The sequence below is a fragment of the Paraburkholderia sp. RL17-337-BIB-A genome, assembly GCF_046025895.1.
GTDB classification, from domain to species: Bacteria; Pseudomonadota; Gammaproteobacteria; order Burkholderiales; family Burkholderiaceae; genus Paraburkholderia; species Paraburkholderia fungorum_C.
On record NZ_JARESY010000001.1, the window covers coordinates 3,020,452 to 3,042,102 of the forward strand.

At 59.2% G+C, this 21,651-nt stretch carries 16 protein-coding genes and 5 pseudogenes; 8 read left to right on the forward strand and 13 right to left on the reverse strand.

Annotation, left to right across the window (positions count from 1 at the left end):
* Positions 1-590: 590 nt before the first annotated feature.
* A complete protein-coding gene (locus P0D84_RS13440) occupies positions 591-980 on the forward strand; it encodes a reverse transcriptase N-terminal domain-containing protein (RefSeq protein ID WP_459252201.1) in 390 nt (129 codons plus the stop codon).
* Between the two features lie 8 nt (positions 981-988).
* On the opposite strand, the gene P0D84_RS13445 is transcribed toward P0D84_RS13440, so the two are convergent.
* The 3 genes from P0D84_RS13445 to P0D84_RS13455 all read right to left on the reverse strand — a co-directional run bounded on the left by P0D84_RS13445 (position 989) and on the right by P0D84_RS13455 (position 3,870).
* Positions 989-3,061, reverse strand: a complete 2,073-nt coding sequence (locus P0D84_RS13445) for a recombinase family protein (RefSeq protein WP_408337075.1) — start codon at positions 3,059-3,061, stop codon at positions 989-991.
* A gap of 136 nt (positions 3,062-3,197) precedes the next feature.
* Positions 3,198-3,530 (reverse strand): DUF6788 family protein, encoded by a 333-nt coding sequence (locus tag P0D84_RS13450; protein ID WP_408337077.1) that lies wholly within the window; start codon positions 3,528-3,530, stop codon positions 3,198-3,200.
* A gap of 52 nt (positions 3,531-3,582) precedes the next feature.
* Positions 3,583-3,870 (reverse strand): Y4bD/Y4pK family protein, encoded by a 288-nt coding sequence (locus tag P0D84_RS13455; RefSeq protein ID WP_408337079.1) that lies wholly within the window; start codon positions 3,868-3,870, stop codon positions 3,583-3,585.
* 35 nt (positions 3,871-3,905) lie between these two features.
* Here P0D84_RS13455 and P0D84_RS13460 point away from each other — a divergent pair.
* The 4 genes and pseudogenes from P0D84_RS13460 to P0D84_RS13475 all read left to right on the forward strand — a co-directional run.
* Positions 3,906-4,277 (forward strand): annotated as a pseudogene (locus P0D84_RS13460) (reverse transcriptase domain-containing protein); the annotation flags it as partial.
* Positions 4,278-4,616: 339 nt separating this feature from the next.
* Positions 4,617-5,756: pseudogene (locus tag P0D84_RS13465) on the forward strand (recombinase family protein); the annotation flags it as partial.
* A 565-nt stretch (positions 5,757-6,321) separates the two neighbouring features.
* Positions 6,322-6,495 (forward strand): annotated as a pseudogene (locus P0D84_RS13470) (hypothetical protein); the annotation flags it as partial.
* Positions 6,496-6,522: 27 nt separating this feature from the next.
* Positions 6,523-7,098, forward strand: coding sequence for a group II intron maturase-specific domain-containing protein (locus P0D84_RS13475; RefSeq protein WP_408339830.1), 576 nt, complete (start codon positions 6,523-6,525; stop codon positions 7,096-7,098).
* Positions 7,099-7,361: 263 nt separating this feature from the next.
* Here P0D84_RS13475 and P0D84_RS13480 read toward each other — a convergent pair.
* Positions 7,362-8,933: pseudogene (locus P0D84_RS13480) on the reverse strand (IS3 family transposase).
* 211 nt (positions 8,934-9,144) lie between these two features.
* On the opposite strand from P0D84_RS13480, the gene P0D84_RS13485 reads away from it, so the two are divergent.
* The gene (locus P0D84_RS13485) at positions 9,145-10,515 is read left to right on the forward strand and encodes an IS30 family transposase (protein ID WP_408334891.1); all 1,371 of its coding nucleotides are present in this window, start codon (positions 9,145-9,147) and stop codon (positions 10,513-10,515) included.
* On the opposite strand, the gene P0D84_RS13490 is transcribed toward P0D84_RS13485, so the two are convergent.
* The 3 genes from P0D84_RS13490 to P0D84_RS13500 form a co-directional block, all read right to left on the reverse strand.
* Positions 10,439-11,119 carry an IS3 family transposase gene (locus tag P0D84_RS13490; protein WP_408336922.1) on the reverse strand — a complete coding sequence of 227 codons (681 nt, stop codon included), beginning with the start codon at positions 11,117-11,119 and terminating at the stop codon, positions 10,439-10,441. The genes P0D84_RS13485 and P0D84_RS13490 overlap by 77 nt on opposite strands.
* Complete coding sequence (locus tag P0D84_RS13495) at positions 11,116-11,418, reverse strand: transposase (protein WP_408336920.1); 303 nt, start codon at positions 11,416-11,418, stop codon at positions 11,116-11,118. Before P0D84_RS13495 ends, P0D84_RS13490 begins: the two co-directional genes overlap by 4 nt.
* Positions 11,419-11,746: 328 nt before the next feature.
* The gene (locus P0D84_RS13500) at positions 11,747-12,052 is read right to left on the reverse strand and encodes a hypothetical protein (RefSeq protein WP_408337081.1); all 306 of its coding nucleotides are present in this window, start codon (positions 12,050-12,052) and stop codon (positions 11,747-11,749) included.
* 495 nt (positions 12,053-12,547) lie between these two features.
* Between P0D84_RS13500 and P0D84_RS13505 the strand changes: the two genes are divergently transcribed.
* Positions 12,548-13,716 (forward strand): IS3 family transposase gene (locus P0D84_RS13505; protein WP_408335889.1). Its coding sequence is split into 2 segments (ribosomal slippage): positions 12,548-12,812 and positions 12,812-13,716, totalling 1,170 coding nucleotides; the frame shifts between segments, so codons are not numbered across the junction.
* A 153-nt stretch (positions 13,717-13,869) separates the two neighbouring features.
* Here P0D84_RS13505 and P0D84_RS13510 read toward each other — a convergent pair.
* Together P0D84_RS13510 and P0D84_RS13515 are read right to left on the reverse strand one after the other, a co-directional pair.
* The gene (locus P0D84_RS13510; protein WP_408337083.1) at positions 13,870-14,175 is read right to left on the reverse strand and encodes a single-stranded DNA-binding protein; all 306 of its coding nucleotides are present in this window, start codon (positions 14,173-14,175) and stop codon (positions 13,870-13,872) included.
* A 264-nt stretch (positions 14,176-14,439) separates the two neighbouring features.
* Positions 14,440-15,354, reverse strand: coding sequence for a LysR family transcriptional regulator (locus tag P0D84_RS13515; RefSeq protein ID WP_408337085.1), 915 nt, complete (start codon positions 15,352-15,354; stop codon positions 14,440-14,442).
* Between the two features lie 139 nt (positions 15,355-15,493).
* Here P0D84_RS13515 and P0D84_RS13520 point away from each other — a divergent pair, with 139 nt between their 5' ends.
* Positions 15,494-16,237 (forward strand): SDR family oxidoreductase, encoded by a 744-nt coding sequence (locus P0D84_RS13520; RefSeq protein WP_408337087.1) that lies wholly within the window; start codon positions 15,494-15,496, stop codon positions 16,235-16,237.
* Between the two features lie 393 nt (positions 16,238-16,630).
* Here P0D84_RS13520 and P0D84_RS13525 read toward each other — a convergent pair whose 3' ends face one another.
* The 4 genes and pseudogenes from P0D84_RS13525 to P0D84_RS13540 form a co-directional block, all read right to left on the reverse strand.
* Positions 16,631-17,656: an aldo/keto reductase gene (locus P0D84_RS13525; RefSeq protein WP_408337089.1), complete on the reverse strand. Its 1,026-nt coding sequence runs from the start codon at positions 17,654-17,656 to the stop codon at positions 16,631-16,633.
* Between the two features lie 183 nt (positions 17,657-17,839).
* Complete coding sequence (locus P0D84_RS13530; protein WP_408337091.1) at positions 17,840-19,567, reverse strand: tetratricopeptide repeat protein; 1,728 nt, start codon at positions 19,565-19,567, stop codon at positions 17,840-17,842.
* A gap of 298 nt (positions 19,568-19,865) precedes the next feature.
* The gene (locus tag P0D84_RS13535; protein ID WP_408337093.1) at positions 19,866-20,432 is read right to left on the reverse strand and encodes a DUF4142 domain-containing protein; all 567 of its coding nucleotides are present in this window, start codon (positions 20,430-20,432) and stop codon (positions 19,866-19,868) included.
* Positions 20,433-21,377: 945 nt separating this feature from the next.
* A pseudogene (locus P0D84_RS13540) lies at positions 21,378-21,647 on the reverse strand (integrase core domain-containing protein); the annotation flags it as partial.
* Positions 21,648-21,651: the final 4 nt, after the last annotated feature.

Genomic DNA, 21,651 nt, shown 5'->3' on the forward strand with positions numbered 1-21,651 from the left:
AGGTCGCTATCGCAACTGTCTTGCCGATAGTAACTGGACAAGACCTGCTGTTCTGCCAGCAGTAGCCTACTCGATCGTGCGTCGCTGGTAACAGCGGGGTGCGAAGCATCGAGGACACCAACTGGGGCCGAAAGGCCAGGCCCGAGCCGCGAGGCAAAGGCGACACCTGCGAGCATCACGCAGGAGCCGGAAGGGCTCGGGTGGCATGGTTAACGGAAGTGAATTCTCGCAAGCGTCGTGAATACAGTCCAGCCAAAGATGCTGTCAGGCTGAGGGCAAAAGCTACGCGACCGGGTGCGGACAGTCTGTTATGGACGCACGCAGAACATCGTGTCGCCGGCGTAAAGAGGGAACCGTCGCCATCTTGTTGCAATAGCGGAACAGGGTAAGCCCATCCCGCCGCCCATCTGGGCAGGCCGACCGTGAGGAACGCTGTCGGCGGAGTGGGTAAAGGAGGTTGGAGAAAGCGAATGCCGGGCTGTAATGGTGCGGATACGGGTTGCGACATCACCCGACACGAAAGTGGGCAGACTTCCAACTGGTCTCTCATCACGAGATAACCAGCATGAACTTTGAAGGCGGGAAAGCAAATGAACGGGCAGTCGACGTGTGCACTGGCCGACCATGCACAGTCGTGGCACAGCATTGACTGGGGCACGGTATGCAGCGTGGTCAAAAGAATGCAGGCGCGTATCGTGAAGGCGACGAAGGAAGGCCGCTGGAACAAGGTGAAAGCCTTGCAAAAGCTGCTGACCTGCTCGTTTCATGGCAAAGCTTTAGCCGTGAAACGCGTGACGGAAAATCAGGGCAAACGTACCCCGGGCGTAGACGGTGTGCTGTGGTCTACTCCGGATGCCAAATACAAGGCAATAGGCTCGCTACAGCGACGTGGCTATAAGCCGCTGCCGCTCAAACGGATCTACATTCCGAAAAGTAACGGGAAGCTGCGCCCACTGAGTATCCCGACGGTGATTTCATAATGCACCTCTCACAGTTGAGTGTTGGAATGTTGCCGCTGCAGATGCCCTGAAGTGCGTACCCAATCCCGCAGTTGCTGCTCCTTGGCGGGATCCAGCGTGATCCACCACGGCCCCCGCCCGTCGAGCTTGCGGGCCTGGACCACTTGACGCTCGACCCAGTAATACACGACGTGTGGACTGACTGTCAGTCGATGGGCAAGCTGCTGTACCGTGAGCTCGTCCGGCCGCTTGAAGCAGGTTGCTTCAATTTCATACCGGTAACGGATCCATTTGACCATTTCAAGCGTGAACGATTTGCCAGAGGCGCTGCGCAGCCCTTCCTGATTGAGGTGTGCAACGATTTGCCGGTCAGGCAGATGCTGCGATAGTACGCGCACCCGCTCGACGAACGCGGCGGGGTAACGCATCGCGTCGGCAGCTGGCTTTGGCAGGTCCACGGTGATGTCAGTACACGCGCTGCCCTGCCAGCGGATGTGCAGCACGGCTTGTCTCGCGGCAGATACTTTCTCGACCGTGATGTCCCGGATGAGTAGTCGCAACATGCGCTTGCGATCCTTCGCTGATGTCGTTGGCGCGCGCCAGAGACGCGGCAGATTGCGCGCCAGCGCGAGGACCTGGGCCTTCTGTTCGGACGTGGCGACGCGTGCCTTCTGGCTCTGGAATTGGTTGGCTTCGGTCTTGATTGCTTCGAGGCGAATCATCGCGTCGTTCCAGCGCCGCTCGAGGGTGCCCGCGACCAGACGGTTGGCCGGGTCACATTCCTGGTAGCGCCGTTCAGCGAGTGCGACCTCATACTCGGCGCGTTCAATGCGCATGTGCCACTGACGCATGATGGCGCGATCGCGCTGTTCGAGTTCGTTCAGGGCAGTGACGGCGAGCTTGAGTTCGGCAGGCTGTAGGGCGGTGAGTACAGCCTCGCCAATCGCGTTGTCAAGGAGATCGCTGCGCATGCTCATGCAATCGGTGGTCGCCAGACCATCGCGGCGACGCGCACTACACAGGTACTGTGGATAAAGGCCACCGTTACCCTGGTACCGCACGGTCAGCGCCCGGCCACAGCGGCCGCATATCGGCATCCCCTGAAGCAGTGCCAACCCTTCACGTGCCGCACCGCTGAGCACGGTACCTTCGCCGTTGGTCCGATTGCGCGCCAGGCGTGCCTGGTTGCGTTCGAAGTCCTCCGGAGTGATATATCCTTCGTGATGGTCGGGCAGATGGACGCGCCAGTCCGCCTTGGGTACCGGCTGCACGCGCTTATGAACCTCTCCTTGTGGGGTGATGCGCTGACGATATTGGTACCGTCCAAACACATAGACTCCTGCATAGGAAGGATTCCTGATCAGACCGAGTACGCGTTCGTGGCTCAGGCGCCCCCAAATGAGTCGGCCTGCCCAGGCGCCTCCATAGGCCCGCTTTGGAAAGCGCAGGCCATCTTCAGCAAAACGCTTGACGACCGCGTATGCGCTGCCGGTCTCCTGAAACAGACGAAATGCCAGTTGCACGGCGCCGCGAACCTCGTCATCGGGATCCAGGACGATGCGGCCGTCATCGGTATAGCACAATCCGACAGGCAGCGGAAAGCGCAACTCACCCTTCTGGGCCTTGTTCAGCTTGCCGCCCTGGAGGCGGCCGCGCAAGAAGTGCAGTTCGGCCTGCGCCATCGTTCCTTTGAGACCGAGAAGCAGGCCGTCGTTGAAGTCGCCCGGGTCGTAGCAACCATCGGCGTCGATCACCAGGGTATGAGTGAGCGCACACAGTTCGAGCAGGCGATGCCAGTCCAGGTTTGAGCGCGCCAGTCGCGACACTTCCAGTGCAAACACTGCGCCCACTTGCCCCATCGAGACATCCGCCACCAGCGTCTTGAAGTCCTCGCGGCCCGTCATCTGCGCCCCCGACTGACCGAGGTCGCGGTCCAGCGTGCGGATCGCGGTCTCTGGCCAGCCCAGCGCCAGTGCTTTGTCCTTCAACGCATACTGACGCTCGGTGCTCTCCTGATGGTGTCGCACCTGGGCCAGCGTCGACTGGCGAATATAGATGTACGCCGGCTTGCTGTGATGTTGCGAGGTGATCTTGCTGTTCATCGACGGCCTCCTCGGTCGGTTCCAGCGCGGGTCCGGCGGTGATCCAGGCCTCGAGCATGTTGGCGATGAGTACGCCGGCCAGGTGAGGATCGACGGATTGGGTGAGTGACAGCGACGACTGGCTCACCGCCGCCTCTCAGAGCGCCTCGCGGCGGCGTAAGAGTTCGCGGTTGATCTCGCAGATCTCCTCGATGATCTCGCGGACGCGGTGATAGTTCGCCAGGCGTTCGGTGACGTCGGCGTAATCGGCCTGAGGCACGTAGTCCATTTGCGGTCGGCGCCCGGGAAAGCTCACGGACAGATAGTACTTGGGGCCATGACCGGGACCGTCGGCGCACTTGCAGCCAGGTTTGCCGCAGCGTTTGTAGCGCTCGATGAGCGAGCCCCGCAGGAGTGTCTCCAACGCCGGCATCTGCTTCAGCAATTGGGCGCGGCGTCTGCGTAAGGCGGATGATGGAGTGTCTTCCATAAGCGGACCACGTTAACGACTGGTCTGATAGTAGGATAGGACGATCCATTGATCAAGCTCCTTTGGTGGATGACTTCCTGGAGGACGAAACGGCAAGCTGGTCGACTAGGTCGATCAGCTCCAGCAACATGCCCAGATCGAATCGGCACACGGTGATGCTGGCGTCGTCCTGGACGAAGGGTGCGCCCCAGTCGGTCCATTCGCGGGCAATGCTGAAGCTGCCGCGTTCCACATGACCGAGGAGCAGTGTGTCGACGCCCGCGACACGGCGCTCCTTCAGAACGGGAAAACGTTGACCTCTGAGGGGATGGAACGGGTGACGAATCTCAGCCCAACCCAAATGCCCGTTGAGCGCTTGTGCAGTTCGCGATGACCGTCCCGACGATGCAGGATCGGGCGATGCAGGCGCTTTACCTGCTCGCGCTCGATCCTGTGTCGGAAACGATCTCCGACGCGCAGTCCTACGGATTCCGCAAAGAGCGATCTACGCACGATGCAATAGCACAGTGCTTTCTGAATGCCCGATACCACGGCAACCCAAAAGATCGGGGCGCACGAGTATCAGCTCAGTGGATACTCGAAGCGGACATCCGCGGCTGTTTCGACAATATTGACCACACGTGGCTTTTACAGAACGTGCCAATGGACAAGGCTGTGTTGAAGAAATGGCTGAAGGCTGGTTACCTGAAGGACGGCACCTTCGCACCGACCAACGATGGAACGCCGCAGGGCGGCATCATAGCTCCGCCAACAACATAGCAAACTCGCGGGTAAAATGGGGCCTGCGCATTTCAAGGGAGTGTCTGGCGCCGTGGTCCAGAGGATGTCCTGACGTCGATGCGGTTCTCGTCCTTGAGACCCTCGCTCCCGCCGACAGGGAGGCGCGACAATGACCCGAGGACGACGTAAGAACTGGCGTGTCCGTCTTGCCTTTGAACCGAACCGGTATGCCGGCGAACAGCTGCAGAAGGCGTACGAGCAGCTCAGTCCGATAGATTCACGCGCTACGGCACAGCCATCCGCTGTTCGGCCCGTGGCGACACGGCGAGCGGCTATCAAGCGAGGTAAGCGATGAGCAACGCTGCAATGGTCGCGCTCTACGCGCGGGTATCCTCCGAACAACAGACCAAACGCGGCACCATTGAAAGCCAGATTGCCGCGCTGAGGGAGCGCATTACCGCTGACGATGCGCATCTTGTCGACGACATGTGCTTCATAGACGCCGGGATAAGCGGTGCGACGCTGATCAGACCGCAGCTAGAGCGACTCAGGGACCGTGCCGCACTCGGGCTGGTTGATCGGCTGTACATCCTGTCTCCCGACCGGCTGGCGCGAAAGTATGCACACCAGGCATTGCTGATGGAGGAGTTCTCTGCGTGTGGCGTGCAGGTGGTGTTTCTCAATCATGAGATTGGCGCGACACCGGAAGAGTCGCTGCTGTTGCAGATGCAGGGCATGATTTCGGAGTACGAACGGGCAAAGATCACCGAGCGTAATCGACGCGGTAAGCTTCATAGCGCAAAGCGCGGAAGCGTGAATGTGCTATCGACGGCTCCCTATGGTTACCGTTATATCCGCAAGCAGCTCGATGGGACACCGGCCCAGTACGTGATTGAACTACCGCAAGCGGCGACGGTAAAGACTATCTTCCAGTGGATCGGGATGGACCGGCTGAGCATAGGCGAAGTGGTTCGTCGTCTTGCCGAGGCGGGCACGGTGACGGCATCCGGCAAGCTGTACTGGGACCGTAGTGTGGTATGGGGAATATTGCGTAATCCCGCTTACATGGGGCGGGCCGCGTTCGGTAAAACCCAGTCTCGTGATCGCCTGCCGCATGTCCGCGTGCGCACCCAACGCCACAGCGCCGATGTGCCAAGGAGGGCATACTCGACAACATCCACGGACCCGCAGCAGTGGATCGAAATCCCGGTGCCGGCGATTGTTAGCGAAGCGATGTTCCATTCAGTCCAGGAGCAGCTTGCCGAGAATCGCAAGCTGGCGCGCCAACGCCGCCAGAACGCGCCGATCTACCTGCTTCAGGGGCTGACTGTTTGTGGGCAATGCCGTTACGCGTACTACGGCAAGAAAGTCAGCAAGGCGGCGGCCAAGGGGCATCAGCGAGATTATGCTTATTACCGCTGTGTCGGAACCGATGCCTATCGCTTCGGTGGTCAACGCATCTGCGACAACCTGCAAGTGCGAACGGATCGTCTCGATGACCTCGTATGGCAGCAGGTCGCGGATCTGTTGAGGCATCCGAGTCGACTGAAGAAGGAATATGAACGACGACTGGATGCGATGGAGCGCAATGAGAATAGTGGCTTCGATACGGCCAGCCTGGAAAGGCAAAGGCTTCAGTTGGAGAAAGGCAAGTCCCGGCTCATCGACAGCTATGCCGACGGTATCATCGACAGGACGGACTTCGAGCCGAAGATACAGCAGTTGAAGAACCGGCTAGAGCAGGTCGATCAGCAGATCCAGGAATCCCGGCAGCACGGGGTGGCTCAAAGTGAACTGTTTCTGGTCATCAACCGGCTGGAGGAATTTGCAAGTGCCGTTACGGACAAACTCGCTACGATCGATCTCGCAACGAAGCGCAAGATCGTACTGGCTCTGGTCAAGCGTGTCGAAATCCACAAAGATGAAATCCTCGTCGTATTCCGGATCGATCCGCAGCCCGGAGGTCTCCTCGCAGGCGAGAATTCGAATGATTCAGACGATGGAGTGAAAAGTATGCAACATTGTAGGCGGCGTAATCAGCCCCGTCCTGGCAAACCTGGCTTTAAACGGATTGGACAAGGCGTTATCGTCCGCCTTCAGGAATGCGTCACAGCGGGCTATCAACAAAGTCAACATGGTGCGATACGCCGACGACTTCGTCATCACTGGGGCAAGTCGGGAGGTGCTGGAGGAGAAGATTACTCCAGTCGTCACGGCCTTCCTTGCATCACGAGGGTTGGAGCTTGCTCCGGAGAAGACGAAGATCACCCACTTGACTGAAGGCTACGACTTCCTCGGCCAGCACGTCCGGCGATATGGCAGCAAACTGCTCATCAAACCGGCGCGCAAGAACGTTCACGCGTTCCTGCAAAAGGTCAGGAGTCTGATTCGCCAACTGATGGGCGCTCCGCAAAGGCAACTCATCGATACTCTCAACCCGGTCATCACTGGTTGGGCGATGTACCACCGGCACATCGTAGCGAAGAAAACCTTCAGTTATGTGGATAGCCAGATCTGGTACGCGTTATGGCAATGGGCGCGACGACGCCATCCGAAGAAACTGGGACACTGGGTATACCGGCGTTACTTCCACCAGTTCGGGCTGCGGCACTGGGTGTTCGCCGCACGCACGGACGAACTGGATGACACTGGCTCCCCGATCTACCGGGAGCTTCGAAAAGCGTCGGCCACGCCGATCGAGCGGCACCCGAAGGTCCAATCAGACGCCAATCCTTACGACACCGAGTGGTTCACGTACTTCGCGCAGCGCGCTGCGATCCGAAGCCGCAAGTCCCGCTCCCGCAGAACGTTACCTAAAGGCAACGCGCATGCGGTCGTCCGGCCCTAACGCCGGTACACATGCTGGTCAAACGTCGTTGACCGGGTTGGCATGAGCCAGCCTTATTGAGGCTTGAGCCGTATGCGGGGAAACTCGCACGTACGGTTCTTAGGGGAGGACGCGACGGCAACGTCGCGTCCTTACCCGACTTGTATATTCCCCTCCGTGGCGCCGACCCGATCAGTTGTCGCCACACGGACAGTCAGCTCGTCTGCCTACAGTGCCTCGAGCCCGGCCGTTGTCAAAGTAGTTGTCGCCTCGACAATTAAATTTCAGGCGGCTTTTCGCTCCTGGTAGCGGGGTTGTGGAATGACGCCATCGTCGTCGGCCCGATCCGGATTCAGATGCACGGCATGTATGCGCTTCCAGTTGCGGGCGGGGCCTTTCCAACGCAGCGGATTACGCTGCCGCGCAGTCTCGTAGAGCGCTGCACGTCGATCCAGGATGTCCTGATCGAGATTGGCATGACGCTGGGCTGGCGTCACGAACCGGATCGCGCTGTGACGATGTTCGTGGTTTGTACCAGCGCACCAACCCGGCAACCCAGGTCCGCGCGGCGAACAGGGTATCGAACGCCTCCAGCGGATAAGCGGGTCGGTACTTCAGCGTTTTGAACAGCGATTCCGAATAGGGATTGTCGTTGCTCACGCCCGGACGACTCAATGACGGCATAACGCCCAGCGCCTGCAAGGTGGCCAGCATCGTGGCCCCCTTCATCGGACCACCGTTATCGGAATGCAGAATGACCTGGTTGGGCTGTATTGCTTCACGCGCACAGAGATCCTTGAGTACCTCGCTGGCCTGGGCGCTGCTCTCTTCGGCATAGACCTGCCAGCCGACGATCATGCGGCTAAACACGTCCATAAACAGATACAGATAGAAATACTGCCCACGAATCGCCGCCGGCAGGTAAGTGATATCCCAGCTGTAGAGCTGGTTCGGCGCGTCGGCACAGACCGCGCGTGGCTTGCTGCGCACGGTCGTCGGGCGTTCACTACGCCGGTGCGCGAGTTGATTCTCCTCGCGCAGTACCCTGTAGAAGGTCGATTCCGAGGCGATGTAGCGTTGCTGGTCAGCCAGGCGTGGAACGATCTGGCTCGGCGGCAGATGACCGAATTCGGCTGAGTTCGCGACAGCCAGCAATTCGGCACGTTCGGCAGCGCTCAGCTTGTGAGGCGGCTCAAAGCAGCGTAACGAGCGCCCATCCACCGCGTCAGGCTGAGCGCCCTGCCAGCGCTGTACCGTCCGGGCGCTCAGCCCCAGCACCTCACACGCGCGTGCCTGGCGAGCACCGCCCATGGTCGCCTCGCTGATCAAACCAATCAATGTTTTGCGCTCTTCGAGGGCCGTCATTCGGCCTCGTCCCCGAACAGCGCACGATACTTTTTTTGCAGCACCAGCAGCGCCGCGGCTTCAGCCAGCGCTTTCTCCTTGCGGTTCAATTCGCGCTGCAGTTGCATATTGGCGTGCTTCAGTTCACGGACTGCCTGGGCGCTCTCGCGCCGGCTTCCTGTCCCGGCGGCGGCGCAGAAGTCCGCGCGCCATTGATCGAGATGATGGACAAACAGGCCCCGTTCACGACACCACGCGTTCAGGGCCTCCTCGACCAGCCCATGGCTCTGCTGCAAGGCCAGCAGGCGCTCTTCCAACGACCAGTCTTCCGGACGTTTTGCGTGTCCGGATCCATCGCCCCGGGTCGATGCAGCGGCACCTTTCATCCAGTTCTTCAAGGTCATTACGTTCATGTTCAATTCATCGGCCACGGATCCGATGGTGCGACTTCCGCGGTGAAAGACCTTCAATAGCGCCTGCTCTTTAAACTCGACAGAATACGTTTGTTTCAACTTCAACTTGCACCTCTGATCTCTTTAAATCAAGAAAATTCAGAGGCGACATCTATTGTGACGCAGGGGGCCGGCGCGTTATCCCAGCAGTTCCCCTTTCTACTCATACTCTGGACGATGCCGTTTGCCTTCAGTTCGTTCGTGAAGTGCGCGCTGGTGTACTGGGCGAATTCAATCGGTCGTTGCAACATCTCGAGATTGGAGGTGTTAAATGGGACGACCACGAGGTTGGGCTGCGCAACAGACGGGGCGGGCATCGATGTCTTCACCGGGCAGGCCAGGTGTCAATCAGTTAGAGACGAAACAAGCATTCTGGAACCGCATTGCCGAGGGAATGGAGAGTGATGCCGCCGCGTTGGCGTGCGGCGTGTCGCAGCCCTTGGGCCCGCGATGGTTTCGCCAGGCTGGAGGCATGCCGCCGATAGATTTGGCGCCGCGCTCGGGTCGCTATTTATCGTTCTCGGAGCGTGAGGAGCTTGCCTTGCTTCGGGCGCAGGACTGCGGGGTTTGCGAGATCGCACGGCGGCTTGGTCGTTCGCCCTCGACCATCTCACGCGAACTGTGCCGCAATGCCGCGACCCGTGGCGGTACGCTGACCTATCGGGCGACGGTCGCGCAGTGGAAAGCCGAGCGAGCGGCAAGGCGGCCCAAGACCAGCAAGCTCGCCGAGAACGAGCGATTACGGGCTTATGTGCAGGACCGACTGGCGAATGCGGTTACCGATGAGAAGGGCCGGCCGATACCGGGACCCAACGTACCGTGGAAGGGAAGACGGCATGGTCGTCGGGCCGACCGGCGTTGGGGCACTTGCTGGAGTCCGGAGCAGATCAGCCGCCGGTTGCGACTTGATTTCCCCGATGATGAGTCTATGCAGATCTCACACGAAGCCATCTATCAAGCACTCTACATTCAGGGCCGTGGTGCATTGCGACGCGAACTCTCTGCGTGTCTGCGTACCGGCCGGGCACTGCGCGTGCCACGGGCCAGAACGCAGCAGCGAGGAAAAAGCTTCATCACCTCCGAGGTGCTGATCAGTGAGCGCCCGGCCGAGGTTGCCGACCGTGCTGTACCTGGGCATTGGGAAGGAGATCTGATCATCGGCCTGAACAGCTCTGCAATTGGCACTTTGGTTGAACGTACGACCCGATTCACAATGCTGCTGCACCTACCGCCCATGCCGGGCCACAATTCTGGCGCTCGGGTGAAGAACGGGCCGGCGTTAGCTGGCCACGGCGCCGAGGCTGTTCGCAATGCCATTGCCGCGAAGATCGCGATGCTGCCCGAGCATTTACGCAAGTCACTAACTTGGGATCAGGGCGCGGAAATGGCCCAGCATGCGCAGCTACAAATCGACACGGGTTTGGCAATCTACTTCTGCGATCCGCGAAGCCCGTGGCAGCGTGGAACTGACGAAAACACCAACGGCCTGTTGCGACAGTACTTCCCCAAAGGCACCGACATCAGTCGATATTCTGAACGCGAACTCGATGCGGTCGCCAACACACTCAACGCCCGACCGCGCAAAGCCCTTCAGTGGAAGACCCCCGCTGAAGCGCTTGAAGAGTTACTATCCACAGCTTAAAAAACAAGTGTTGCAACGACTCCTTGAACCTAAGCTGGCATCCCTGATCCGAGTGGAACATCAGGCCTGGCGACGGACTGCGCCGCTCCAGGGCCTGCTGCAACGCCCTGATCACCAGCGCTGTATCAGGCATCAGCCCCAACGACCAGCCGACGATACGGCGCGAATACAGGTCCATCACGATGGCAAGATAAGACCAACCCTGAAGCGTCCTCACATACGTAATGTCGCCTGCCCATACCTGATTGATGGCCGGCGGCTCGAAGTTACGGTCCAGCAGATTAGGCACCACCTGCGCCTGCTCATTGCTCTTCGGATAGCGATGTGTGCGCTTTCTGGTGACCACCAGTTGTGCCTGCCGCATCAGCGTGCCGGCACGATAACGACCTACCGCGTGACCACGTTTTCGCAACTCCTGCGACATCCTGCGGCTCCCATAACTGCCGCGGGTTTCGCGATGAATTTCCCGTGCGGCCGCTATCTGCTGGCAAGGCGCCGCACTCTTCGACGTGCGCCCGGCAAACGCGTAATAGCTGCTAGGCGCAACATTCATCACCCGGCACATCGCCCTCACAGGCCAGACCTTCTTCAGTGACTGGATCACTTCGGGAAGCGATCCATTTCCTTGACGAAGAAGGCCGTGGACTTTTTTAGTATGTCGCGCTCCCGTTCCAGATCGGCGACCCGGGCTTCGAGTTCGCGGATGCGGCGCGCATCGGCCTCTATCTCCAGTTGTGTACGCGGCGCTCTGACCTGCTCAGCGCGCCACAGCGTCACCCAGCGGCGCAACGCCGTGTCGCCCACGCCCAGCGCCTCACACGCCTGCGCATAGGAATAGCCCCTGCTGACCACCAGCTGGACCGCTTCTGCCTTCAATTCGTCGGGAATGTTCCGTCTGCTCATTTCTCACCTCAGTTGGAGAATTATCCCCTTTAGAGGTGTCCAAGATCATTGAACCACTACACTATTAGCGTTGCCCCTGTGCGGGGCGGCACTTACTTTCTTTGCCGCCGCAAAGAAAGATAAGCAAAGAAAGCGGCTCACACCGCCAGCTCATAAGTGGGGCCCCCGCACAGTCGCGGTAGTGGTGCATCTGGAATCTGTCTTCTCGCACATTCGGCGTGAGTGACAAAGCCGTCATACTTCCAGCGGCGCTTCGCGCGCCGTAGAGCATTTCACAACACCGACCTCCACGTCTTCGCTCTCGCGTTTTACCCCATACCGTGGCTCGTCATTGCATCGCCAATGCGGCAGCGATTGCGGCTTCTCCACTTCTCCACTTCTCCACTTCTCCGCTTTTTTGGCTTTTTGGCTTTTTGGCTTTTTGGCTTTTTGGCTTTTTGGCTTTTTGGCTTTTTGGCTTTTTGGCTTTTTGGCTTTTTGGCTTCTCCGGTTTTGGGTTCTTGGCTTGTTGGCTTCTTGGCTTCTTGGCTTCTTGGCTTCTTGGCTTCTTGGCTTCTTGGCCGTGGCGGTGGCTGTGAGACGAATGCAGGTGCGAGTGCGACACCGACATTTCAAATTGAGGGGGTTGAATCATGATTGCGGGGGGCGCTTCGCCGATGCGAAGCCGATGGTTCCCACTGCGCACAAACGAAGCCCTTGGTTTCCCACGTATACCCATCCGCGACGCACGCAGTGCGGAGTGGGAGCTGACGAGCGCGTTGTCACTCACGCCGAATGTGCGAGAACACAGATTCCAGATGCACCACTACCGCGACTGTGCGGGGGACCCGCTTATGCGCTAGCGGTGTGAGCCGCTTTCTTTGCTTATCTTTCTTTGCGGCGGCAAAGAAAGTAAGTGCCGCCCCGCACAGGGGCAACGCTAATAGACCAATATCAATTCAAGGAAAGGCCAAAAAGTCAGTTCAAGGAAAGACCAAAGAGCCAGATCAAGGAAAGACCAAAGAGCCAGATCAAGAAAACGCCAACACCATAGGCAGCCAGACACTAAGCGCCGAGCAGGCAACCAGACTGAGGTAGCCTGACTTTTTAAGACACTCCTTTTTGATAAACTTTATCAATGGGAGCACAGATGACGAAACCAAGAACATACACGCCAGAGCTTCGTGAAGAAGCTGTAAAGCTTGTGCTTGCACAGGGCCTGACGCTGGATGAAGCGGCGAAGCGAATTGCCATTCCGATGGGGACTTTGGCCACGTGGGTCAAAGCAGCCAAGCGTGGCAATGGCGCCGTGACGGCGCCAGGCAGTCGTACGGTTGCCGAATTAGAAGCCGAGGTAGCCAGACTACGTAGGGAACTGGCGGAGACCAAGATGGAGCGAGATATCGTAAAAAAAGCGGCAGCGTATTTTGCGCAGGAGTCGCTGCCAAATACGCGGTCATGAATACGATGCGACTCGATTATCCAATTGCTGTCCTGTGCCGTGCCTTTAAGGTTTCGCGCAGCGGCTTCTATGTCTGGTCTAAAGGTAAGCTGTCTCCACGTGCGCAGGTTGATGAACGCCTGAAAGTCGCCATCAAGGCTGTGCACAAGCAGAGCCGCGAGACCTATGGCACGCGACGCGTGAAGCCTGAGCTTGAGGCACAAGGCTTTATAGCCGGCCGCGACCGCATCGCTCGCCTGCGCCGAGAGCTCAATCTGCGGTGTAAGCAGAAGCGCAAATTCAAAGCCACGACGAATTCGAATCACAACTTGCCTGTCGCCGACAATCTGCTGAACCAGACGTTCGCGCCAACGCGGCCAAACGAAGCCTGGGTGACAGACATCACCTATTGTGCCACCGACGAGGGATGGCTCTACGTCGCCGGTATTAAGGACGTCTTCACCTGTGAGTTGGTTGGATACGCCATGGGTGAGCGCATGACACAAGGACTCACGGCGCAAGCTCTGTGGCGTGCTGTGCGCAACAAACGCCCCGAGAAAGGCTTGATTCATCATTCGGACCGTGGGAGTCAATACTGTGCTCATGACTATCGGAAGCTGGTTGAACAATTCGGCATGCAGGCCTCAATGTCGCGTAAGGGCAATTGCTTTGACAATGCTCCGATGGAAAGCTTCTGGGGCAGTCTAAAAAACGAACTGATACATCACCATCGCTACGCCACGCGTGCCGACGCGAAGGCGGCAATTCAGGAGTACATCGAAAGCTTTTATAACCGCCAACGGCGCCACTCACGCCTAGGCAATGTTCCGCCAGCGTTGTTTGCCGAAGCGTTCAGCAAACAACAACAGGCGGCTTAAGAAAAGAGTGTCTGCTGTTGACAGTACACCTCAGACCAAGCAAAGCCCAACACCGCAGGCAAACAGACAACCAAGCGCCGCGCAAGCAAAAAACCAAAAAAAATCACACCCACAGTACAACAATCAATGCCGCCGCCAAAGGCAAAAAAACCATCACCCCTCCCCCCGATACCCCACAAGCACTTTATGTGCAACCATATCCATAGCAGCCTTAATCAACCCATTCTTGTCAGTCCAAACCTTGGGCGTCAGCGCCCCACTCAGCGCGACACTATCTGAATCAGTAAGCGCAAGTAGCGCCGTCTGCACATCATCATCAAACGCAATCACATTGACGAAAACCGTATCGCCATCGTTGGTGGTCGCCCGCACCTTGCAGGTCACGAACCGCTTCCCATTCTGTCCTGTGCGAATCTGCGCCTCGCCGTACAATCGCCCGCCCACCAGTCCATCGATCATCGCTCTACTCCTGTTATTCCAAACTGTCCGTACCGTGCAAATAAACAATATCGCCCAGCACGACGCACATGATCCCACGATAAGCCGCCCCCCGCACCAAGCAACGCACCGCCCGCGCGCATCACGTACATCACGTACATCACGCACATCACGCACATCACGCACATCACGCACATCACACGGATCATATCGACACCGCGCATCAGGCGCCTCGCAAACCGTAGTTGCCTTGACTACTCACTTCATCATCGCAACACGCGTCCTTCATGCCCCCCGCGCCCCCGGTTGCACACTCGCGGCCTCAAAAATATCGCGCAACCACTGCGCAAACACTCGCACCCGCGACGACAACTGACGATTCTGCGGATACAGCACCGAAACCGGCATCGGCGGCGGCGGAAAGTCCGCGAGGATGATCTTCAACCGCCCCGAAGCCAGCTCTCCCGCCACACGGTACTGCGGCACCTGCACGATGCCGAGCCCCGCTACCGCCGCGCCTGTGTAGAGATCGGCGCCGGTCACCGACACCGCCGACGGCAGGTAGGTCGCCGTATCGCGGCCGTCGACTCTGAATTCGAGCGGCACCGGCTTGCCGGTTGCACTGGACAGGTAATTGACCGCCCGATGCGTGGACAAATCCGTCGGATCGCCTGGCTCGCCATACGCCTGCAGATAAGCCGGACTCGCCACCGTCACTTGCGGCAGCTGCGCCACGCGCCGCCCCACCATCGACGAATCCTGCAGATTGCCCGCCCGCAACACGCAATCGATCCCTTCGCGCACCAGATCGACTAGCCGGTCATCCTCGCCAATCGTCAGTTCGATGTCGGGAAACCTCGCGAGAAACGCCGGCAGCGCCGGCACGATGAAGTGCCGCGCCAAGGTGCCCTGCAGATTCACGCGCAACAGACCCTTCGGCGCGAGGTTGGAAAACGAGCCCTCCGCCTCCTCCATATCGGCGATCAACCGCACGCAGCGCCGGTAGTACGCCTCTCCGTCATGCGTAAGCCGCACCGAGCGCGTTGTGCGCTCGAGCAGCCGCACGCCGAGCCGCTGCTCCATGCGCTTCATCAAATTAGTGACGGTGGCGCGCGGAATCTGCAGATCGTCCGAAGCGCGCGTGAAGCTCTGCCGTTCGGCGATCCGCACGAACACCCGCATTTCCTCGAAACGATCCATCTTCAACGCCTCTATGACAGGCCCATCGGCCAATTGTTAAAGCAAATGGAATGATTATGGCAAGTTTAAGCCGATTATCTCAGCGAGGAAAGCGGCCATGATTCATCTCATCAACCCACCACAGAGAAGGAAACGAATCATGAACACGATCAAGCGCGCTCAGGTCGCCATTGTTACCGGCGCATCCCGTGGCATCGGCGCAGCCGTTGCGCAACGCCTCGCCAAGGACGGTTTTGCGGTTGCCGTCAACTACGCATCGAGTTCGACGGAGGCTGAAGCGCTCGTCGCCGAACTCACGGCAGCGGGCACCAGGGCCATCGCGGTGAAGGCCGATGTATCGAAAGCCGACGACGTGCATCGTATGTTCGAGACCACCGAACAGCAACTTGGCAAAGTGGACGTGCTGGTCAACAACGCCGGCGTGCTGAAGACAGTGCCGCTCGCCGACACCAGCGACGCGCTGTACGACCAGACTTTCGACATCAACGTGCGTGGCACCTTCAACACCCTGCGCGAAGCGGCCGCACGGATGAACGACGGCGGACGCATCGTCAACTTCTCGAGCACCACGCTGGCGCTGAACATGCCGGGCTATGCGATCTATAACGGCACCAAGGCGGCCGTCGAGGCATTCACGCACGTGTTCGCCAAGGAACTGCGCGGTCGCAACATCACCGTCAACGCAGTCGCGCCAGGCCCGATCGCGACCTCGCTGTTCCTCGACGACAAGACTGAAGAACAGATTCAGACCTTTGCGAAGATGCCGCCGCTGCAACGCCTCGGCCAGCCCGACGACATCGCCTCGGTGGTGTCCTTCCTCGCCGGCCCGGATGCAGCCTGGGTCAATGGCCAGATCCTGCGCGCCAACGGCGGTGTGGCTTAAGCCGACTTGAAGACGCATAAAGCGCCGCTTTCACAGCGTCTTTAAACGTCGTATCACTTTCATCGAACCGGAGAAGAGCCATGCCGAAAAACGTCATCCTGGTGACGAACGCGGGTACCGGCATCGGCAGGCTCACGGCGCAATCGTTGGCCGAAGCCGGCCATATCGTCTACGCGCCGATGCGCGATATCGAAAGACGCAACAAGCCACGCGCCGAGGAAATGCGGGCGCTCGCCAACGCGAAGGACTGGCAAGTCGAATACGGCCCGGCGGGCCATGCAAGCGCGGGGAAATGGGTACTACAGCGAACTGTTCGCCGCTCCGGCCGAACTCGTCAAGTAGCAAGTCGAGCCGGAGCGAGTTGTTACCCGGTGGATACGCCGGGCAGCGCCCTTAAACCGCCTTCGGATTACGCTCCGCAAATCCCTCCTGATGCCAGTACGGATACGCGGGACGTACAGCGCTGGCAGCATCGAGCTTCGCCACCTGTTCGGGCGTCAGATTCCAGCCCACTGCGCCGAGGTTCTGCCGCAACTGTTCTTCGTTACGCGCGCCGATCAGCACCGTCGAAACGGTAGGACGCTGCAGCAGCCAGTTCAGCGCGATTTGCGGCACGGTCTTGCCGGTTTCGGCCGCAACCTCGTCGATCGCATCGAGCACGCGGAACAGATATTCGTCCGGGACCGGTGGCCCCATGTCGGAGGTTTTATGCAGACGGCTCGTTTCCGGCAACGGCTGACCGCGCTTGATCTTGCCGGTGAGACGCCCCCAGCCGAGCGGACTCCACACCACCGCACCCACGCCTTGATCGGCGCCGAGCGGCATCAACTCCCACTCGTAATCGCGGCCGATCAGCGAGTAGTAAGTCTGATTCGCGACGTAGCGCGGATAGCCGTAACGATCCGCGGTGTCCTGCGATTTCATCAGGTGCCAGCCGGAAAAATTCGACACGCCCGTGTAGCGGATCTTGCCCGCGCGCACGAGATCGTCGAGCGTCGACATGACTTCGGCGACCGGCGTCTTCGCGTCGAAACCATGCAACTGGAACAGGTCGATGTAATCGGTTTGCAAACGTTTGAGCGCCGCGTCCACCGCCTGGATCAGATGAAAACGTGACGAGCCGACGTTGTTCGGACCGTCGTCGAAACGAAAGGTCGCCTTGGTCGAAATGATCGCTTTATCGCGCTTGCCCTTGAGCGCTTCGCCGAGCACCGACTCGGAAGCGCCGCTCGAATAGATGTCCGCGCTGTCGAACATCGTGACGCCTGCATCGAAACAGATGTCGATCAGGCGACGTGCTTCGGCGACGTCGGTGGCGCCCCACGCTTGAAAAAATTCGCCCTTGCCGCCGAATGTGCCCGTGCCGAAACTCAGTACCGGCACCTTGAAACCGGATGCACCCAGATGTCTGTATTCCATTGATCAATCTCCGTGGCGTAGCCATCGATAAACGGACGTTTAGTCTACGCGCGTCTGGGCAAACGTGCCGGCGGGCTCGCGCCGGTGTAAAAGGTGTCGCGCGGATTGAAGAGCGCTGTCATGGCAACGAGTGAAGCGTTCAGTTCTGATCTATCCGGCTAACGCACAGATAGTGCCTTATCTTCATTGCGCCGTTGGTTTTCGCGCGGCGCACAATGCGGCCAGCGCATCACGCGCACTTCGAATTACGCTGTCCCAGTCGCCCAATGCCGGTTGCCGGAACAACCTCGCTTGCGCATACCAGGGCGAATCGGTGCGTTCCAACATCCAGCGCCAGCAGCTGTCGAAGCGGTTCAGAATCCACACCGGCTTGTCCAGCGCAGCGGCCAGATGCGCGGTGGATGTGTCCACCGATATCACCAGGTCGAGGTTCGCCACCAACGCGGCGGTGTCGGCGAAGTCGTCGAGTTCTTCTGTGTAATCGACGACGCTCGCGTGCGGATCGTTGCGCGCTAATTGCAGCGCGGCCGGGCCTTTCTGCAGGCTGAAGAACTGCACATTCGGCACATCGAGAACCGGCGCGAGCCACTCGAACGTAATCGAACGGCGCGCGTCGTTCTTGCGGAGCTCGGCGACATGCGGCCGATTTCCACCGGCCCAGACGAGTCCGACTTTCAAGCGCCCTTCCGCTTGTGCTGCGATACGCGCGTCCCATTCACGCGTTGCGTGCGGGTCGGCGAACAGATACGGTGTCTTTGCGGGAATACTCGCGAGATCGGTCTTGAACGCGAGCGGCAGGCTCAGTAGAGGGCAGTGACAATCGAACGGCGGCAGTGCCTGCCCCGCTTCGATCACTTGATCCACGCCGTGAAGCGTGGACATCAGCCGCATCAATTCGGACGGTACTTCTAATACGACTTTGGCGCCGAGCTTCGACACGAGCGCGGCATAGCGGCAAAACTGCAGCGTGTCGCCGAGGCCCTGCTCGGCGTGCAGCAGAATCGTTTTGCCGTCGATTGAAAAATCTCCCAGCCAAAGGGGTTGTGCGAAGGCGCGCTTGCTCGCCTTGATGCGGCGGCGTTCCCAACGCCATTCGTATTTCTGCCACCCAGTCTCAAGCTGCCCCAATTGCAACAGGCAAAGCGATTCGTTCCAATGCGTTTCCGCCGCTGCGGGATTCACAGCCAGCGCGCGCGCGTAGCTCGACAACGCTTGAGCGTGCTGGTTGAGATCGATCTGGGTCAGGCCGAGATTATTCCAGGCATCCGCGAATGCAGGCGCCAGATCAAGTGCGCGCCGATAGCTACGCTCTGCTTCTTGCGGCTGATTGAGATCGCTGAGCGCATTGCCGCGATTGCTCCATGCATCGGGATAGTTCGGCTGCAGTGCGAGCGCGTGGTCGCAACTTGCCAATGCATCGGCGGGGCGGCCCAGATCGCGCAGCACGCAGGCGCGATTGTTCCAGGCTTGCGCGAAATCCGGCGTCAAGGCGATCGCGCGATCAAAGCTGGCAAGCGCGTCGAGCGGCAAATTCAGACCGGCCTGCGCGTTGCCGCGATTGTTCAGTGCATCCGGGAATTTGGGCTGCAATACGAGCGCGCGATCCGCGCACGCGAGGGCTTCGTCGAAACGTTGCAGCGTATTGAGCGCATACGCGAGATTCGAATGAAGTGGCGCCTGTCTCGCGTTGATGGCCAGCGCCCTTCTGATCAACTCGATGCCCTCTTGCAGACGACCCGCTTGCAGTGCGAGCGAGCCCAACAATTGCAACGCGTCGAAATGGCGTGGTTTGAGTTCGAGAATCTCTCGGTAGAGTTCTTCGGCCTCCGCGAATGCGCCGTTGTGCTGAAGCGCGATGGCTTGCCGAAGCATGTGGTCCAACTGTTGCGGGAGATTGGCAGGCTTGCTCATGAGGCGAGCTTTGAATGAATGCGCGTGAAATCGGGAACGGCTTTCGAACTGTTTGAGTCGCGCTGAAAGCAGCGCGGGTCAGATCCGGCTCGAAAGATCGAAGCCGATTATCGCTGAAAAGAATGGATTCGGTTTGCTGTGTGCATGCGGCCGGGGTTGGCCGCGAGCGAAAAGGTTGTGGCGGGATTTGGGGGCGGCTTTTCGAGCCGAGTTCGAGCCGCTTTTTGATCTCGCGGTCGCGCGCGTCACGCAATAACGTGACGCGCGCTGGTGCCTTACCGTGCCTCGAGTCGGCAGCTTACTGGACAGTCAGATGCTTACGTTTGGCGAGATCCTGCGCCATCGCGTAGTGCTCCTGGATGGTCGGCAGCGCCTTCTTTGCCGCCTCCTTCAACTGTTCGTCGCGGCCCGAGGCGATTTCCGCCTGGAATGCCGACAGCGCCTTCTGTTCGCCAGCGAGCGCGACCTGTTCGATGTAGGTCTTATCGAAATCGGCGCCGCGCAGGTTGTTGATGCTCGCGAGCACTGCTGTGTCCGGATCGTTCTTCGGCACGTCGACACCACGCGGGCTCGCGGCGCGCAGCGCGTCCGAGATTTTCGCGTTGTCGCTCGACACGCGTTCGGCGAACGCCTTGACGTCACGGTCGGTGGAGCGCGACGTGGCGATGCGTGCGGCATCGCGTTGCGTGGCGACGTTCCTGGTGGCATCGGCGATGAAGGCCTGATCGGCCGCATGTAGGCGACCTGCGTCTTGCGCCGCTGCTGACGGCGCGGCGGGCGCGGTTTGCGCGCTGGCCGCGGTAGCGGCGACCAGAAGGCTGGCCATACAGGCATGGGTAATAGCGGCGAGAGGCAAGCGGATCATACGTTCTCCTTGGAATGGAAGCGAAACGACGACGATGCGTGTGCACCTTGGGCATTGCGGGCGAATGCATTGTGATCTTTCAGTTCGCTTGCGGTTGGCTAACGGTGCCGCGCTCTTATCGCTTTGCATTCTAGGGGGCGGGTTGTCGAGTATGTGAAACTATGCTGTCGCTTCTGTAACGTTAGGTAAGCTTCGTATGAATTTGCTGGCGTGGAGGCGGTGGGGGTGCCTGCGGCGGAGGGGTTGTTGTTTGATGTGGGTTTTTTGCCTGCTCGGCGATTAGTTTTTCTGGCTGCCTATGGTGTTGGTCTTTCCTTGATCTGACTTTTTGGTCTTTCCTTGAATTGATATTGGTCTATTAGCGTTGCCCCTGTGCGGGGCGGCACTTACTTTCTTTGCCGCCGCAAAGAAAGATAAGCAAAGAAAGCGGCTCACACCGCCAGCTCATAAGCGGGGCCCCCGCACAGCCACGGTAGTGGTGCATCTGGAATCTGTGTTCTCGCACATTCAGCGTGAGTGACAAGGCAGTCATACTTCCCGCCTCGCACTGCGTGCTCGCCGGAAGGGTTCATCACGCAAAACTATGGATTCGTTCGAGTGTGGTTGGGGCCATCGGCGTCGATTCGGCGACGCGTGGATTGCGCGAACACCGCGGAGCTCTGGAAGTGCCATCGCATCAAGTAAAGCATGAATGTAAAAACGTAACGGGCGGTTTTATGAAGTACCGCTTCGGCGCGCGCAGCGCCGCCGGAAGTATGACGGCTGTGTCACTCACGCGGAGTGTGCGAGAACACAGATTCCAGATGCACCACTACCGCAACTGTGCGAGACACCCGCTTAAGAATTTGCGGTGTGAGCCGCTTTCTTTGCTTATCTTTCTTTGCGGCGGCAAAGAAAGTAAGTTGTAATGGTCAAGTAAAATTGGACACCCGGAAAGGGGCATTTCTAAAAAAGTGACGCTTCACATCGTGCCGGCGGTTGTCCGCCTGCTGCAGAATGGATGCGACGGTGGTTATAAAAGTCGTCGATGTAAGCCTCAATGTCGCGTTCGGCATGCGCGTGATCACGGTACCCTTTGTCGTCGATCCATTCGCCTTTCAGGCTTCTAAAGAAACGCTCCACCGGCGCGTTATCCCAGCAGTTCCCCTTTCTACTCATACTCTGGACGATGCCGTTTGCCTTCAGTTCGTTCGTGAAGTGCGCGCTGGTGTACTGCTTA